The sequence below is a fragment of the Gilliamella sp. WF3-4 genome, assembly GCF_001690275.1.
Taxonomy (GTDB): Bacteria; Pseudomonadota; Gammaproteobacteria; order Enterobacterales; family Orbaceae; genus Gilliamella; species Gilliamella apicola_C.
In genome coordinates this window covers 92,244-107,761 of sequence record NZ_LZGW01000045.1, presented here as the reverse complement: position 1 = coordinate 107,761, position 15,518 = coordinate 92,244, and the positions used below count along the sequence as shown (strand labels likewise).

Annotated in this window: 12 protein-coding genes and 4 tRNA genes; 12 read left to right on the top strand and 4 right to left on the bottom strand. The window is 35.2% G+C overall.

Going from position 1 to position 15,518, the window contains the following annotated elements; translation table 11 throughout:
- Positions 1-2: 2 nt before the first annotated feature.
- Positions 3-1,217 (bottom strand): D-mannonate dehydratase ManD, encoded by a 1,215-nt coding sequence (manD, locus tag A9G47_RS09690; RefSeq protein WP_065642772.1) that lies wholly within the window; start codon positions 1,215-1,217, stop codon positions 3-5.
- A gap of 292 nt (positions 1,218-1,509) precedes the next feature.
- Here manD and A9G47_RS09685 point away from each other — a divergent pair, with 292 nt between their 5' ends.
- Positions 1,510-2,079, top strand: a complete 570-nt coding sequence (locus tag A9G47_RS09685) for an anthranilate synthase component II (protein WP_065567786.1) — start codon at positions 1,510-1,512, stop codon at positions 2,077-2,079.
- Positions 2,080-2,087: 8 nt separating this feature from the next.
- Positions 2,088-3,842, top strand: a complete 1,755-nt coding sequence (gene pabB / locus A9G47_RS09680) for an aminodeoxychorismate synthase component I (protein WP_065642771.1) — start codon at positions 2,088-2,090, stop codon at positions 3,840-3,842.
- A gap of 43 nt (positions 3,843-3,885) precedes the next feature.
- Here the strand turns inward: pabB and A9G47_RS09675 are convergent, their stop codons facing one another.
- From A9G47_RS09675 to A9G47_RS09665, 3 genes are read right to left on the bottom strand one after another with little or no spacing between them, the layout of a single operon-like run.
- Positions 3,886-4,470, bottom strand: a complete 585-nt coding sequence (locus A9G47_RS09675; RefSeq protein ID WP_065567766.1) for a PqiC family protein — start codon at positions 4,468-4,470, stop codon at positions 3,886-3,888.
- Entirely contained in the window at positions 4,470-6,107 is a 1,638-nt protein-coding gene (gene pqiB, locus A9G47_RS09670; RefSeq protein ID WP_065567767.1) for an intermembrane transport protein PqiB, read from the bottom strand. Before pqiB ends, A9G47_RS09675 begins: the two co-directional genes overlap by 1 nt.
- A gap of 10 nt (positions 6,108-6,117) precedes the next feature.
- A complete protein-coding gene (locus tag A9G47_RS09665; protein WP_081303627.1) occupies positions 6,118-7,368 on the bottom strand; it encodes a PqiA/YebS family transporter subunit in 1,251 nt (416 codons plus the stop codon).
- Positions 7,369-7,875: 507 nt separating this feature from the next.
- On the opposite strand from A9G47_RS09665, the gene recA reads away from it, so the two are divergent.
- The 10 genes from recA (at position 7,876) to rarD (ending at position 15,506) form a co-directional block, all read left to right on the top strand.
- Complete coding sequence (gene recA / locus A9G47_RS09660; protein ID WP_065567769.1) at positions 7,876-8,922, top strand: recombinase RecA; 1,047 nt, start codon at positions 7,876-7,878, stop codon at positions 8,920-8,922.
- The gene (locus A9G47_RS09655) at positions 8,922-9,422 is read left to right on the top strand and encodes a regulatory protein RecX (RefSeq protein ID WP_065642769.1); all 501 of its coding nucleotides are present in this window, start codon (positions 8,922-8,924) and stop codon (positions 9,420-9,422) included. The genes recA and A9G47_RS09655 overlap by 1 nt, the downstream gene beginning before the upstream one ends.
- A gap of 203 nt (positions 9,423-9,625) precedes the next feature.
- A complete protein-coding gene (gene alaS, locus A9G47_RS09650) occupies positions 9,626-12,259 on the top strand; it encodes an alanine--tRNA ligase (RefSeq protein WP_065642768.1) in 2,634 nt (877 codons plus the stop codon).
- Positions 12,260-12,394: 135 nt separating this feature from the next.
- The gene (gene csrA / locus A9G47_RS09645) at positions 12,395-12,595 is read left to right on the top strand and encodes a carbon storage regulator CsrA (protein ID WP_065567772.1); all 201 of its coding nucleotides are present in this window, start codon (positions 12,395-12,397) and stop codon (positions 12,593-12,595) included.
- A 124-nt stretch (positions 12,596-12,719) separates the two neighbouring features.
- Positions 12,720-12,812: transfer RNA gene (locus A9G47_RS09640), tRNA-Ser, on the top strand.
- A 16-nt stretch (positions 12,813-12,828) separates the two neighbouring features.
- A tRNA-Arg gene (locus A9G47_RS09635) sits at positions 12,829-12,905 on the top strand.
- Between the two features lie 18 nt (positions 12,906-12,923).
- Positions 12,924-13,000, top strand: a tRNA-Arg gene (locus A9G47_RS09630).
- 19 nt (positions 13,001-13,019) lie between these two features.
- A tRNA-Arg gene (locus tag A9G47_RS09625) sits at positions 13,020-13,096 on the top strand.
- A 152-nt stretch (positions 13,097-13,248) separates the two neighbouring features.
- The gene (serS, locus tag A9G47_RS09620) at positions 13,249-14,541 is read left to right on the top strand and encodes a serine--tRNA ligase (RefSeq protein WP_065567773.1); all 1,293 of its coding nucleotides are present in this window, start codon (positions 13,249-13,251) and stop codon (positions 14,539-14,541) included.
- Positions 14,542-14,609: 68 nt separating this feature from the next.
- Positions 14,610-15,506 carry an EamA family transporter RarD gene (gene rarD, locus A9G47_RS09615; RefSeq protein WP_065567774.1) on the top strand — a complete coding sequence of 299 codons (897 nt, stop codon included), beginning with the start codon at positions 14,610-14,612 and terminating at the stop codon, positions 15,504-15,506.
- Positions 15,507-15,518 lie beyond the last annotated feature (12 nt).

Here is a 15,518-nt window from a genome sequence, read left to right as displayed (position 1 = left end):
ATTTACCAATTCCACAAAGTACCATCTTCTAAACGTGCAATTGGTAAATAAGCTGGGTTGTAAGGGTATTTTTTGGCAAGTTTTTCATCAAAATCAATGCCCAATCCTGGTTTGTCACTTGGGTGCATATAGCCATCATTAAAGGTCCAATTTGGTGAAAATACCTCTAACATTTGCTCTGAATAGCCCATAAATTCTTGTACTCCAAAGTTAGGTACCCACAGATCAAAATGTAGTGCTGCCGCATGACAAATTGGTGATAAATCAGACGGTCCGTGAGATCCTGTTCTTACTTGATAAAGCGCAGCAAAATCAGCAATACGGCGCATATGAGTAATACCGCCTGCATGAGTAATTGTGGTTCGAATGTAATCAATTAATTGTTCTTGTATAAGTTGCTTACAATCCCATATGCTGTTAAATACTTCACCGACCGCAATGGGGGTGACAGTATGTTGACGAATTAAACGGAAGCATTCTTGGTTTTCGGCAGGGGTTGGATCTTCCATCCAAAATAGGCGGTAATCTTCTATACTTTTTCCAAAACGAGCTGCTTCAATAGGAGTTAGGCGATGATGCATGTCATGTAGTAAATGCTCATTAAAACCAAATTTACTCCGTACGGCTTCAAACAGTTTAGGCATAAAATCAAGATATTTTTCTGTTGCCCAGCACTGTTCTTCTGGGTAGTTTCCACGTGTTGCGGGTTCGTAAGCTAGGTTTTTTCCTTTACTTTGACCATAAGTCGTTTTCATACCCGGTATACCACATTGAACACGAATCGCTTTGAAACCCATTTCTTGATGTTTAGCATAATCATCTAATGCTTCATCAATACTTGCGCCTGTAGTATGGCAATAAACCATTACACCAGTACGAGATGCGCCACCTAATAATTGGTAAAGTGGCATATTGGCCAATTTACCTTTAATATCCCAAAGCGCCATATCTATTGCCGAAATAGCGGACATCGTTACTGGCCCACGGCGCCAATAAGCACCTTTATAAAAATATTGAAAGATATCTTCGATTTGATGTGGATCTCGCCCAATAAGTTGTGGGCAAAGGTGATCTTTAAGATAAGATGCTACGGCTAATTCACGTCCATTAAGTGTGGCATCACCAACACCATAAACGCCTTCATCGGTTGTTATTTTTAATGTAACAAAATTTCTTCCTGGGCTGCATACAAAAACTTCTGCTTTAACAATTTTCATTTAAGACCTCGTTTATAATTCTATGACATAAAAATATCACCATAAATACTACCATACAAGTAGATTTGTACATTTTTTGTGAAATTTATCACAAAAAAATGGCTTTTTGTTAAAACATTTCAGGAAATATTATGTTTATGTATAAAACACCGAAAGATAAAGGTGGTAAAATTAGTAATCGTCTCTTCTTTTAAGTACGTTAGCGATATAATAGGATCTTTTATGACTGGATTTTAACGGCTACCCGTTCCAGTTTTTAAACCAATATGCTTTATAATTAGTGGGTTATATTTTGATATTATTAATAGATAATTATGATTCTTTTACATTTAATATTCACAATTATCTGTGCCAAGTTGGCGCAAAAGTTAAAGTCATTAAAAATGATGAAATGACAATTGAACAAGTAAAAGCGCTTACCATTTCTAAAATTATTATTTCCCCGGGTCCTGGCGCACCAATTAATGCAGGAATATCACTTGCAGTTATTGCTGAGTTTTCTCATATTTGCCCGATACTGGGAATTTGTTTGGGACATCAAGCGATAGCTCAATATTATGGTCACCACATTATTAAAGCGCCAATACCTATGCATGGTAAAATTGATGAAATAACTCATGATGGCCTAGGCATATTCAAAGGAATTCAATCCCCGCTTTCGGTTGTTCGCTATCATTCATTGATTGTTTGTGATAGTTTTTTACCAGAAGATCCGCAGTTAGTTGTAACGGCGAGAAATCATGATGGGTTGATTATGGGATTGCGCCACAAAACATTACCCATTGAATCCGTCCAATTTCATCCTGAAGCCATTAAAACCGAATCCGGTTTACAAATGATTAATAATTTTGTCCATAAGTAATATTTAAAATGAAAATTTATATCGATTTTGAAGGTGAGCGTAAATATTTTTGTAATCCTATCAAAGTGTTAGTATCACATGATTGTTCTTCAATTAAGCAACAACTTGATGAGGTTGAAAAGTTTACTCAACAAGGTTATTTTGCTGTTGGTTACCTTGCCTATGAAAGTGCAATGGGATTAAATAGTGCAAACCAAACCAAAAATAGTCATAATTTTAATCAAGATTTACCCCTTCTTTTATTTGGAATTTTTGATGATGTTACTGTCCTTAAGCAACCAGAAATCAGTGATTATACGCCCCCAAATTTTGATTTGATCAGTGACACCGCATTTGATGAATATCAGCAAAAAATAGCTTATATTAAATCACAAATTGAATTAGGCAATACTTACCAGACTAATTACACTATTCAATTTACTGCACCCTTTAATGAAAGCGCTATTGATTATTACCATTTTCTACAAAAAAATAATCAGGCAGATTATTGTGCTTATCTTGAGTTTGACGATTATTATATTTTATCAATTTCGCCAGAATTATTTTTCAAGTTAGACAATAGAGTTATTACCACTAAACCAATGAAAGGAACAACAGGGCGTGGCTTAAATAACCAGCAAGATAAACAGCAATTAGATTTATTATTTTCAGAAAAAAATCAAGCAGAAAATATGATGATTGTTGATTTATTGCGTAATGATTTAAGTAAAATTGCAAAGCCTGGCTCTGTCACAGTGCCTCAATTGTTTGAGGCTGAAAAATATCCCACTGTTTGGCAGTTGACGTCAACGATTCAAGGTGAATTGCAAGACGATGCCAATTTATATCAAATTTTTCAGGCGCTATTCCCTTGTGGTTCAATTACTGGCGCACCAAAAACCAGTACTATGCAAATTATTGCAGACAGTGAAAACACACCTCGTGGCATTTACTGCGGAACAATTGGTTATATTGAGCCGTATATGAATAAAGCCATATTTAATATTCCAATTCGTACCTTAACTGTGCATAATCAACAGATGTGCTATGGCGTTGGTGGGGGTATCACGTGGGATTCAACATCACAAGACGAATATAACGAGATCTTAGCAAAAACAGCCATTTTAAATCGTACTACTGCTATCCCCAAATATATTATTGAATCGTTGTTGCTTGAAAAAGGACAATTGTTATTATTAGATGAACATTTAAGCAGGCTTGCTCAATCAGCTGATTATTTTGATTTTAACTGTGATATTCATGCAATTAAGTTGCAACTGATTAAGTTAGCAAACTCATCACCAAAAGCATGTTATAAAGTGAGAATCTTACAACAAAAAGATGGGCATTACACGATTAGTAAAGATATCATTAACACGCCGATGAGCATTAATGAAATCCGATTAGCGCCACAGTGTGTTCATACGCAAAATGTGTATTTGTATCATAAGACATCAAATCGTGAGCACTTTCCTGATTTAGCGGTTGGGAAAGAGTATATTAATTTTAATCAACACAATGAAGTAACTGAATTTGTCAATGGAAATTTGGCATTGCGACTTAATGGTCAATGGTTTACGCCTAAAAAAGAATCGGGGTTACTTGCTGGTACCATGCGGCAATTTTACTTAAATCACAATCGGTTGTTAGAAAAAACAATTGTAAAAGCTGATCTTTTAAATGCTGATAAAATTGCTTTTATCAATAGTGTTCGTAAATGGGTAGAAATTGATGATGTTGTGTTTAGCCAGTTTAAGTTGCGATTAAGAAAAAATCATATTTAAGTGTAGAGATTCCGCCAGCTTGCTGACGGAATTTGAATAAACACTATTGTTTTATTGAGTTTGCAAAGTCTAGCTCTTCATCATGCCATCCTTTTGATAGTGCTTTAACTAAAGCGTCATACCCATTGGTTGCTAAAGGGACATGGCGCTCAAATGGTTTAGTTTCAATATTATTTTTACTGTCAGTAACAACCCATCGCCCTTTTATTACCGCATCGCCCGTATAGCTACCATGGAAGCCATCAATAAATAATTTTATCGTTAATATTGGCGTTGTAATTGATCGGCTGGATACAACATAATTAGGCAACAAAGCGGTTAAATCTTGCGTTAATCGCTCTTCAAGTTGTTGAGATAAAGTTGATGCCCATAGATGATTCGCTGCCGTTTCATATTTGATATCGTCTGTTTGCAATACAATACCTGGGTTATTTAAAAAGCTTGCCACATCAACCGATTCAATCCAAATAAAATGATTAGTGATTTTCATATTTTTTGACACTGGGCTGAGTGGATTACTTGTTAGCTGAAAATAACTTTTACTTGGGCTACCAGCCGAGCAACCCACTAATATAGCAAACAATGGCATAAATATGACTATAAGTAACTTTTTATCTATTTTGTTCATTATTTTTTACCTTTTGCTTTAGGTTCTTGATCCTTTTTCGTCGGAGCAGAAAAAATCAGTGCATTACTTTTATTATTGAGCGTATTAAGTAACGGGGTAAGTTCATCCATCATGTGTTGAACTTTTTGTAAGCTTTCTTTCATTTGATTATTTAGTTCAGATCCTGGTTGTAGCCCTTTCATTGTTTCATTTAGTGAACGTAATGTTTTTTGCAGATCTTTTGGCATATTCTGCATTTCTTTACTCGCCATAATTCGATTTAATGAATTCATTAGTTTTTCACTGGTAGCCAATGATTTATTAAACTGTGATACGGTGTTGTTCAGTGGTAAGTTATTAAAATTATCTAATAGCTGAATAATTTTTGCTTGAATTTGTGCAATTCCTGTCGACGTTGTTTCAATGGTATCGTAACCAAACTGTTGCGCTAATTTTGGATCATATTTATTTTTTAAGTCAGGGTAAAAATCAAGATCTATATATAATGCGCCTGTGAACATGTTAGAAGTTTTTAATGAAGCTCTTAAGCCATTTTGTTGTTCTCTGATGATCAATGCCGCAATGTCAATTTTTTCATCAACAAGTTCTGATAAACGATCGGGTTCAATTCTAATTAATATTGGAACTCTTTTATTTAAAATCGATGATTGTTTTAACATTTCAGCGGTATAAAATGGCACTTTCGAAACTGTTCCTAGCCTAATTCCGTGATATTCAACGGGTACCCCTTCTGATAAGCCTGAAATGGAATCGGAAAGCATAATAAGAAATTCTTTGTATTCAGTATATTGTGAATCTTGGATAGATTTTTTGTCTTCGTATAATGTATAAACTGAATTTTGTTCAGCTGGCGCACCTAATTTTGAACCTTCAGGCAAATCAAAACTGATTCCACCAGACATTAAGACATCTAAAGAAGGGACATCTAAGCTGGCGCCTCGAGATGAGAGAGTTAAGTTAATTCCGCCTTCTTTCCAGAACCGCACATTTTGTGTTACTAATACATCGTAAGGTTTGGTAATAAAAATTTGGTACTTCATTTTACGTGATTCAACATCAAATTCTGACGTTTCAACATTACCTACACGATAACCATGAAACATGACAGATGCGCCTCTAGGAATTACCCCATTTTGATCGCTTTCTAAATTTAGACGAATTCCTTTAATGCTTGGATCGGACAACGGAGGGGCATCAGACAGGACAAAAGGTTTATGTTGAAAACTGTGGGTATCATTTCCAGCAACGAGTTCTATATAAACACCCGATAAAATCGTGCCAAGTCCAGTTACGCCATCTCGACCAATTTCTGGCTTCACAACCCAAAAAATAGAGTCATTTTTTAGTAGCGGATCCATATCATTATAAATACGCCCTTTTATTACTACTTGCGTGTAGTCGTCAGATAGAGTTACTTCATCGACGATACCGACATCAACGCTACGGTTTTTAATAACCGTTTTCCCAGCAACAATGCCATTGGCGTCTTTTGCAAGCAATGTAAACGATGTTCCTCTATCGGCAAAATGCGCATAGATTATCCAAAGACCAACAATTGCAGTAACAATGGGGATGATCCATATTGCTGAAATAGCTCTAATTTTAATTATTTTTGCTAATTTACTTGATGTTGTCATATTGTTCCTATTAATCTATTTTTTTATTTTGCGGTAGATCCCAAATTAAACGAGGATCAAATTTTTGTGATGCAATCATTGTAATAATCACAACAGTTGCAAAAAATGTAACGCCAATATCAGGATAAACACCCATCATTTGTTGATTTCTAACTAAAGAACAAATAACAGAAACCACAAATATATCTATCATTGACCATTTACCAATAAATTCAACTGCTGTATATAATTTTTTCATTTTCAAGCAATTATGATTATTTTTTCGTTTTACAGCCAGTGCAAAATAACAAAGCCAGCTTAGCGAAATAATTTTTAAGATGGGAATAGCGACACTGGCAATAAAAATAACAAGTGCAACAGGCACATCGCCTGCTTGCCACATATAAATGACACCATCCATAATGGTTGAACTTGATGGCGAACCAAATACAACAGTTATCATTATGCCGAATAAATTAGCGGGAATGTAAAGAATCAATGAAGTAACCAATAAAGCAATAGTCCATTGTATCTTATCGCGTTCTCTGATTTTGCTTTTTTGTTTGCATCGAGGACATTTTATATAATGCTTAGGTAATATCGCCTCACAGCAACTGCATAATTTCAAATTTTGACAAATTCCCGTTTTACCAGCTTGTAATATACCTTGAGCAAAATTATTACGGTGAATTTCACTCCAAATGGTTTCCGGAGAAAAAATTACTAAAGACTTTATATAAAAAAAGACAAACAGGCAAAATGCCCAAAATGTACTTGTGACGCCAATACTGCCATAACTCATGAGTTTAACAAAACTCACTAAAATTCCAGTAAGAAATATTTCAGGCATACACCAGTGTTGAAACTTTTCATAAACAATAAGTAGATCGCGTTTACGATATTTTGTTAAGGGTAATTTTGAACAAAGCAAAATAATAATTAATAAATTTAATATAGGAAAGAGTAAAACAAATAAGATAAAAAGTGCTGAAATATAACGATATTTATCAAAAAAAAGGGTTTTAGGAATATCTAATAGGCTAATACCAATAAAATTACCCACAATACGAATATCAATAAAAAGAAAGCCACATCCTACAATAATCATAATTAATGAACAGGCTGCATACATAGCTGCATTAAATTTCATATTGCTATTATTTTTAGCTAACGTGGTATTACAACGAGGACAAACAGCTTTATGCCCTACCGCTATATTAGATAATTCTATGACCAAATCACAGTGTGAGCATAAAACATAATGTTGTTTATCAATGGTCATTATTTCCCTTTATTCGATATTTATTTTTTAACCTGTAAAATATGTTAAATCGATATAACCTTTAAGTATAAAAGCCAATGAATTATTTTAAATTATTGGCGGTGGAATAATTACTTTCGTAAATAAAGAGGATTAAACCCTCTGCACCGCTAATGATATCAAATGGTATTTTGTTATGAAAGCATTAGCAAATTAAATTAATCAAATTCAATGATGAAATAATTTACGCCTTTTATGTGCATTTAAGCAACCACTATGCGTTTAAAATTGTTCAAATAGTATATATCGTAAAATTAACCGCCTAATTCAATAAATTTAATCTTGAATCTCAATATTTCATCACCATTTGTTAGTTTCAATTATGACATCAAATGAATTATTTATAAAAAAATTGTGAAGCAGTTCTCATGATTAACTAAATAATTTCTATATATAAAAAAAACTTGATACTGTATAACAATACAGTATAATGTATAACCATATCCTAACTCATTGGAATTTTATAATATGAACGAAAACAAACAACGCGCACTTTCAGCAGCATTAAGTCAAATCGAAAAACAATTTGGTAAAGGTTCAATTATGCGTTTAGGTGATACCCAAACGTTGGATGTGGATGCGGTATCTACTGGTTCTTTAGGGCTCGATATTGCATTAGGTATCGGTGGCCTACCAATGGGTAGAATTGTTGAAATTTTTGGCCCTGAATCATCTGGTAAAACAACGCTAACTTTATCTGTGATAGCTCAAGCACAAAAAGAGGGTAAAACCTGTGCATTTATTGATGCTGAACATGCGCTGGATCCTATTTATGCTGCAAAATTAGGGGTGCAAGTCGACGATTTACTCGTTTCGCAACCCGATACAGGAGAGCAAGCACTTGAAATTTGTGATGCTTTAGTTCGTTCTGGTGCGGTTGATGTTATTATCGTTGACTCAGTAGCTGCATTAACACCAAAAGCAGAAATTGAAGGTGAAATGGGCGATTCTCATATGGGATTACAAGCTCGTTTAATGTCACAAGCATTGCGAAAACTAACTGCGAATATTAAAAATGCCAATTGTTTAGTTGTCTTTATTAACCAGATCCGTATGAAAATTGGTGTTATGTTTGGTAGTCCAGAAACGACAACTGGCGGTAATGCACTGAAATTCTATGCATCAGTACGTTTAGATATCCGCCGTACTGGTTCTGTAAAAGAAGGTGAAGATGTTATTGGTAGTGATACTCGAGTAAAAGTGGTTAAAAACAAAGTGGCAGCCCCTTTTAGACAAGCTGAATTCCAAATTCTTTATGGTTGTGGTATTTCGAAAGAAGGCGAGTTAATTGATTTAGGCGTTAAGCATAAGTTAGTCGATAAAGCAGGAGCGTGGTATAGCTACAATGGCGAGAAAGTGGGTCAAGGTAAAGCTAATTCAATTAAGTTTTTACAAGAACACCCTGAGATCGCTTCAGAACTTGAAGCTAAAATACGCGAATTATTATTAAATAGCCCTGCTGTTTTTACAGCTGATGACCAAGCTATATCATCAGAAAGCGAAAGCGTTGAATAATGGAAACAAAACTGAACAAATCAATGCTCAATAAAGCTGTGCAATTACTTGCACAGCGCAACCATTCTTCTTATGAGCTAAGCCAAAAAATAGCCTCTTTTTTCATAAAAAAACTGCAATACACCGATGAAGAATACCATGACCAGTTAGCCAAACTAAAAATTGAAATACAATATGTTATTGAATATTGTATAAAACAAAATTGGATTAATGACGAACAATATATTGAAAATTATATTGTTATGCGAGCCAAAAAAGGTTATGGAAAATATAAAATAGCCATGGAACTTAAACAACGAGGTTTACCTGTTGATTTGAGCCGGCAACTTTTGCAAATTGCCGATATCAATTGGGAAAATATGGCATACGAGCAATTACTAAAAAAGCTAAAACAAATTGATTGTAAAAATAATAATAATAAACAAAAATGTATGCAATTTTTAATGGCGAGAGGTTATACACAAGATGATATTAAAACTGCTTACGATTTATTGACTTAAATAATTATAATATCTACAATACTAAGTATATAGCTTAATAAAAGCAATTATAAATAAAGCTCGCAAATTCTTTTTTAGTTTTCCCTTATTTACTTGTAATATTAGTTAGATCCGTTTCGATATGAGAATATTTACTTTTCAACTTTAGTTGTAGCGGGTATATTACTATGTTTAAAAATCTATCGTTTTATATGGAAGCATAAATGAAAAGCACTGCAGAAATTCGTCAAAGTTTTCTTGACTTTTTCCGTGGCAAAGGACATGAAGTTGTCACAAGTAGTTCCCTTGTCCCGCATAATGATCCAACACTATTATTTACTAATGCTGGAATGAATCAATTTAAAGATGTCTTTCTTGGTATTGATAAACGCTCTTATACTAGAGCAACAACATCACAACGTTGTGTCCGCGCTGGCGGTAAACATAATGATTTAGACAATGTTGGTTATACAGCTCGCCATCATACTTTTTTTGAAATGCTAGGAAACTTTAGTTTTGGCGATTATTTTAAGCATGATGCAATACATTTTGCTTGGGAGCTATTAACCAGTAAAGAATGGTTTAACCTACCAAAAGATAGGTTAACGGTTACTGTCTATGAGACAGATGATGAAGCATATGCTATTTGGGAGAAAGAAATCGGTATCCCTAAAGAACGAATAATTCGTATTGGCGATAATAAAGGCGCGCCATATGCTTCAGATAACTTTTGGCAAATGGGCGATACAGGTCCTTGTGGTCCTTGTACTGAAATTTTCTATGATCATGGCGATCATCTTTGGGGTGGCCCTCCTGGTAGCGCTGAAGAAGATGGTGACCGATATATAGAAATTTGGAATATTGTCTTTATGCAATTTAACCGACGCCCTGACGGTACAATGGAACCATTGCCTAAGCCATCAGTTGATACAGGTATGGGGCTTGAGCGTATTGCCGCGGTGCTTCAGCATGTTAATTCTAATTATGAAATTGATTTATTTAAAAAATTAATTCACGATGCGGCTGAGATTATTCAAACTAAAGATTTGGAAAGCAAATCATTACGAGTCATTGCCGATCATATTCGATCTTGTGCATTTTTAATTTCTGATGGTGTACTGCCATCTAATGAAGGCCGTGGTTATGTATTACGCCGTATTATTCGACGTGCTGTACGCCATGGGCATATGTTAGGCGCCAAAGATATTTTCTTCTATAAACTTGTTAAACCATTAATTGATGTAATGGGAAGTGCTGCGATTGAATTAGGACAAAACCAGAAGTTGGTCGAAGACGCACTCAAAATTGAGGAAGAGCAATTTTTAAAGACACTAGAACGAGGGTTGTTTTTACTTGATCAAGAATTAACTAAAATAACGGGTAACATTTTACCTGGAGATATTGCATTTAAACTTTACGATACTTACGGTTTTCCTTTAGATTTAACTGCTGATGTTTGTCGTGAAAAAAATATTACTGTTGATGAAATTGGCTTTAATTTATGCATGGAAGAGCAACGTAAGCGAGCCCGTGAATCAAGCGCTTTTAATGTTGATTATAGTAATGTTATCAAACTTGATGATAAAACAGAGTTTTTAGGCTACCAAGAAGCAGAATCATCAGGAAAAGTAATCGCGATATTTAAAGATGGTCAAAAAGTTGAAAATGTTAATTGTGGCGATGATGCTATTGTCATTTTAGATAAGACACCATTTTATGGCGAGTCTGGCGGTCAAATTGGCGATAAAGGGTTATTAACAGCAGCAAATGTTGAATTTACTGTTTTAGATAGTCAAAAATACGGCAAAAGTATTGGTCATATAGGTAAAATAATTAAAGGTTCTTTAAAAGTTGGCGATAATGTTACTGCTGCAATTGATGTGGAGTTACGTGAGCGTATTCGTCGTAATCATTCAGCTACACATTTGTTACAAGCTGCGTTGCAACGTGTTTTAGGTAATCATGTTCATCAAAAAGGGTCTTTAGTTAATGATAGCTATCTGCGTTTTGACTTTTCGCATAATCAAGCTATTACGCCTGAACAAATTATTGAGATAGAGAATTTGGTTAATCAACAGATTCGCCACAATTTACCTGTAGAGATTGAACTAATGCCAATTGATAAAGCCAAAGATAAAGGCGCTATGGCTTTATTTGGTGAAAAATACGAAGATATTGTTAGAGTTCTTACAATGGGTGATTTTTCAATTGAGCTTTGTGGTGGTACTCATGTAGATAGAACGGGTGATATTGGTTTATTTAAAATAATATCCGAATCAAGTATCGCATCTGGTGTGCGCCGTATTGAGGCAACTTCAGGGCAGAACGCAATGGATCTTATCCATCATGAGTCTAATTTATTAAGTCAGATTGGGCAAGTAGTTAAAAGCGATAAGTCTGCTGTTTTAAATCGTATTGAGCAACTGTTTGAACAAACTAAACAGCTTGAAAAAACAATTGAGCAATTAAAAGCACAAAAAGCGAGCCAAGATAGTGCGCAATTGCTTAATCAATGCGAAAAAATCAATAGTACAAATTTGCTAATTGCTAAACTTGATAATGTCGAGGCAAAATTATTGCGCACTATGATTGACGATCTAAAAAATCAATTGAAAACAGGCGTAATTGTTTTAGCGGCCGTTAATGATGGCAAAATCAATTTAGCTGCTGGAGTCACCAATGATTTAATCGGTGTAGTTAAAGCTGGTGAATTAGTTTCTCAATTAGCGTTAAAAGTAGGTGGTAAAGGTGGTGGGCGACCTGATTTTGCTCAGGCAGGTGGAATGGATCTTTCAGCGTTACCAGAAGCGTTATCTTCTGTAAAAAAGGAAATCAGTAATAAATTACAAGCAAGTTAGTCCAGATATGCTCGATTATTTATTAGTTAAATATTAGAGTTTTTTCTGCAAAATTTTATCTTACTGATAGAAGGCTAGCGAAGCTATATCTTAAAAATTGTTTAGATATATACTTAACTGATATTAGGAGATCGAATGTTAATTTTAACTAGGAGAGTAGGTGAAACACTAATTATTGGTGATGATGTAGTCATTACTATTTTAGGTGTTAAAGGTAATCAAGTCAGAATTGGTATCAATGCCCCTAAAGAAGTTTCAATTCATAGGGAAGAGATATATAACAAGATTCATCAGTCAAAAGAGACAAATGATGAATTATCCAAGCCAATGGGGTGATATTGGGTAGGAAATAAACAATTAAGCGCACATAAACAAAAAAATGTTTGACTTATTTTTTGTAAACCGTAATATGTGCGCCACACATTATGATTTTGTTGCTAAAGCGAAATCATAATGTTTCGGTGAGATGGCCGAGAGGCTGAAGGCGCTCCCCTGCTAAGGGAGTATGCGGTCAAAAGCTGCATCGAGGGTTCGAATCCCTCTCTCACCGCCATTTAAAATTAAAATATGCATCCGTAGCTCAGCTGGATAGAGTACCCGGCTACGAACCGGGCGGTCAGGGGTTCGAATCCCTTCGGATGCACCATTTTAATAAATTCAAAATGCATCCGTAGCTCAGCTGGATAGAGTACCCGGCTACGAACCGGGCGGTCAGGGGTTCGAATCCCTTCGGATGCACCACTTTTTCATGAGTTTACACGCATCCGTAGCTCAGCTGGATAGAGCACTCGGCTTCGAACCGAGCGGTCAGGGGTTCGAATCCCTTCGGGTGCGCCATTTTGGTTGAATACCAATATAATTCTAGTATACTAAGTTCACAAATTTTAATATATGTAATTACCCACTTTTTGATTTATATGTTCTGTTATCTATATTAGAATAATAATGAAGTGAAAATATTACTTAATTAATAATAATGGACATTATTTATGTTGGATCCGAATTTACTCCGAAATGAACTTGATCTTGTTGCTAATAAATTAGCACGCCGTGGATTTAAATTAGATGTTGATACTATCCGTCAACTAGAAGAAAAACGCAAAGTATTACAAGTTGAAACAGAGAATTTGCAAGCTGAGCGTAATGCTCGCTCAAAAGCAATTGGTGCAGCTAAAGCACGAGGCGAGGATATCTCAGCTGTACGTGAAGAAGTGAATAAACTTGGTGAAAAACTTAATAGCGCTAAAGCTGAACTTGATATCTTACTTAACCAAATTAAAGATATAGCTTCGACTATTCCTAATATTCCTGATGACTCGGTTCCTGATGGCAAAGATGAAAATGACAATGTAGAAGTTTCTCGCTTTGGAACTCCAAGAACGTTTGATTTTCCGATTCAAGATCATGTTGCATTGGGTGAGCGCTTTGGTGGACTAGATTTCGCAGCAGGAGTAAAGCTAACCGGTGCACGTTTTGTCGTGATGAAATCACAAATAGCACGCTTACATCGAGCTATAACTCAATTTATGTTAGATTTGCACACTGAACAACATGGTTATGCCGAGATTTATGTGCCGTATTTGGTAAATCAGACAACGCTTTTTGGCACAGGACAATTGCCGAAGTTTGCGGGTGATTTATTTCATACTAAACCGCTAGATGAAGAAACAGAAAGCAGCAATTATGCATTAATTCCAACTGCTGAAGTGCCTGTAACCAATCTTGTGCGTGATGAAATTCTTGATGAAAGCGTATTACCATTAAAAATGACAGCACATACGCCGTGCTTCCGCTCTGAAGCAGGATCTTATGGTAAAGATACTCGTGGATTAATTCGTATGCATCAATTTGATAAAGTCGAATTGGTGCAAATTGTTAAGCCTGAAGAATCTATGCAAGCATTAGAAGAACTTACTGCCCATGCGGAAAAAGTTCTACAATTACTTGAATTACCATATCGAAAAATTGTGTTATGTACTGGCGATATGGGCTTTGGTTCATGTAAAACTTACGATCTTGAAGTTTGGGTTCCAGCGCAAAATACTTATCGTGAGATCTCTTCTTGCTCTAATATGTGGGATTTCCAAGCACGTCGCATGCAAGCTCGTTACCGTAATAAGGCCGATAATAAAACTTATTTAGTTCATACTTTAAATGGTTCAGGATTAGCGGTTGGTCGCACACTGGTTGCCATTATGGAAAACTACCAACAGGCAGATGGAACAATTAAAATCCCATCAGTCTTAATTCCTTATATGAATGGCGTTGAGTTTATCGGATAAAACTGGACATTACACATAACAATAGCGCTAATAATTAGCGCTATTTTTTTATTAATTAAGGTGGAAAAATGATAAAAGGCATTACACTTTCGATACTGGCGTCATGCCTTTTTGGTTTACTTTATTACTATCCTGTTTTATTACAACCGTTATCCGTTATTGATGTTTTCTGTTGGCGATTGTTAACTTCTTTTCCTGCCATTATTGTTCTTATTTCTATAGAAAAACAGTGGTCTGAAATTGCAATGCTATTAGCACGAATTAAGCAGCAACCATCGTTGCTTATTGGGCTGTTATTCTCTTCATTACTGCTAACAATACAAATGTTGATTTTTATTTGGGCTCCCCTTAATGGGCACGGGTTATCGGCATCACTAGGGTATTTTTTATTACCATTAACCATGGTAATTATTGGGCAGCTCATCTACCAAGAAAAGTTAAGTTTTTTACAAAAAATATCAGTTGGACTGGCGGTATTAGGCGTTATTATTGAAATCTATATGACCCAAGCATTTTCATGGGAAACTGCCGTTATTGCATTAGGTTACCCTATTTACTTCATGGTTCGGCGTAAGTTGCAAATAGAAGGTATTGCAGGTACATTTTCTGACTTCTTTTTTATTTTCTTAGGTTGCTTAGGCTACTTTTTTATAAGTCATCGTGTTAACAAGATACTTGATGATCTTATCCATTTCCATCTATATATTCCAATGTTGGGAATAATAACCGCACTAGCATTTGCGATGTATTTTATGGCAAGGCGACTATTACCAATGGGTTTGTTTGGTTTACTTGGTTATGTAGAGCCAGTATTACTTACTATTGTTTCTGTCTTATTTTTACATGAATCAATTTCGTCTGAACACATTGTTTCATATGGGCTTATTTGGTCGTCAGTTTGTGTTCTTGCTTTAGAAGGTTGCCTTTTTGTTTTACGAGCAATAAAGCGAAAAATAATATGGTGAAAACCGCAGATG

Excerpts from the sequence above, each read along its gene's own strand:
- pabB (WP_065642771.1), top strand. The coding sequence starts at position 2,088 with ATGAAAATTTATATCGATTTTGAAGGTGAGCGTAAATATTTTTGTAAT.
- pqiB (WP_065567767.1), bottom strand. The coding sequence starts at position 6,107 with ATGACAACATCAAGTAAATTAGCAAAAATAATTAAAATTAGAGCTATT.
- A9G47_RS09655 (WP_065642769.1), top strand. The coding sequence starts at position 8,922 with ATGGAAACAAAACTGAACAAATCAATGCTCAATAAAGCTGTGCAATTA.
- recA (WP_065567769.1), top strand. The coding sequence starts at position 7,876 with ATGAACGAAAACAAACAACGCGCACTTTCAGCAGCATTAAGTCAAATC.
- manD (WP_065642772.1), bottom strand. The coding sequence starts at position 1,217 with ATGAAAATTGTTAAAGCAGAAGTTTTTGTATGCAGCCCAGGAAGAAAT.
- A9G47_RS09665 (WP_081303627.1), bottom strand. The coding sequence starts at position 7,368 with ATGACCATTGATAAACAACATTATGTTTTATGCTCACACTGTGATTTG.
- alaS (WP_065642768.1), top strand. The coding sequence starts at position 9,626 with ATGAAAAGCACTGCAGAAATTCGTCAAAGTTTTCTTGACTTTTTCCGT.
- rarD (WP_065567774.1), top strand. The coding sequence starts at position 14,610 with ATGATAAAAGGCATTACACTTTCGATACTGGCGTCATGCCTTTTTGGT.
- csrA (WP_065567772.1), top strand. The coding sequence starts at position 12,395 with ATGTTAATTTTAACTAGGAGAGTAGGTGAAACACTAATTATTGGTGAT.
- A9G47_RS09675 (WP_065567766.1), bottom strand. The coding sequence starts at position 4,470 with ATGAACAAAATAGATAAAAAGTTACTTATAGTCATATTTATGCCATTG.
- serS (WP_065567773.1), top strand. The coding sequence starts at position 13,249 with ATGTTGGATCCGAATTTACTCCGAAATGAACTTGATCTTGTTGCTAAT.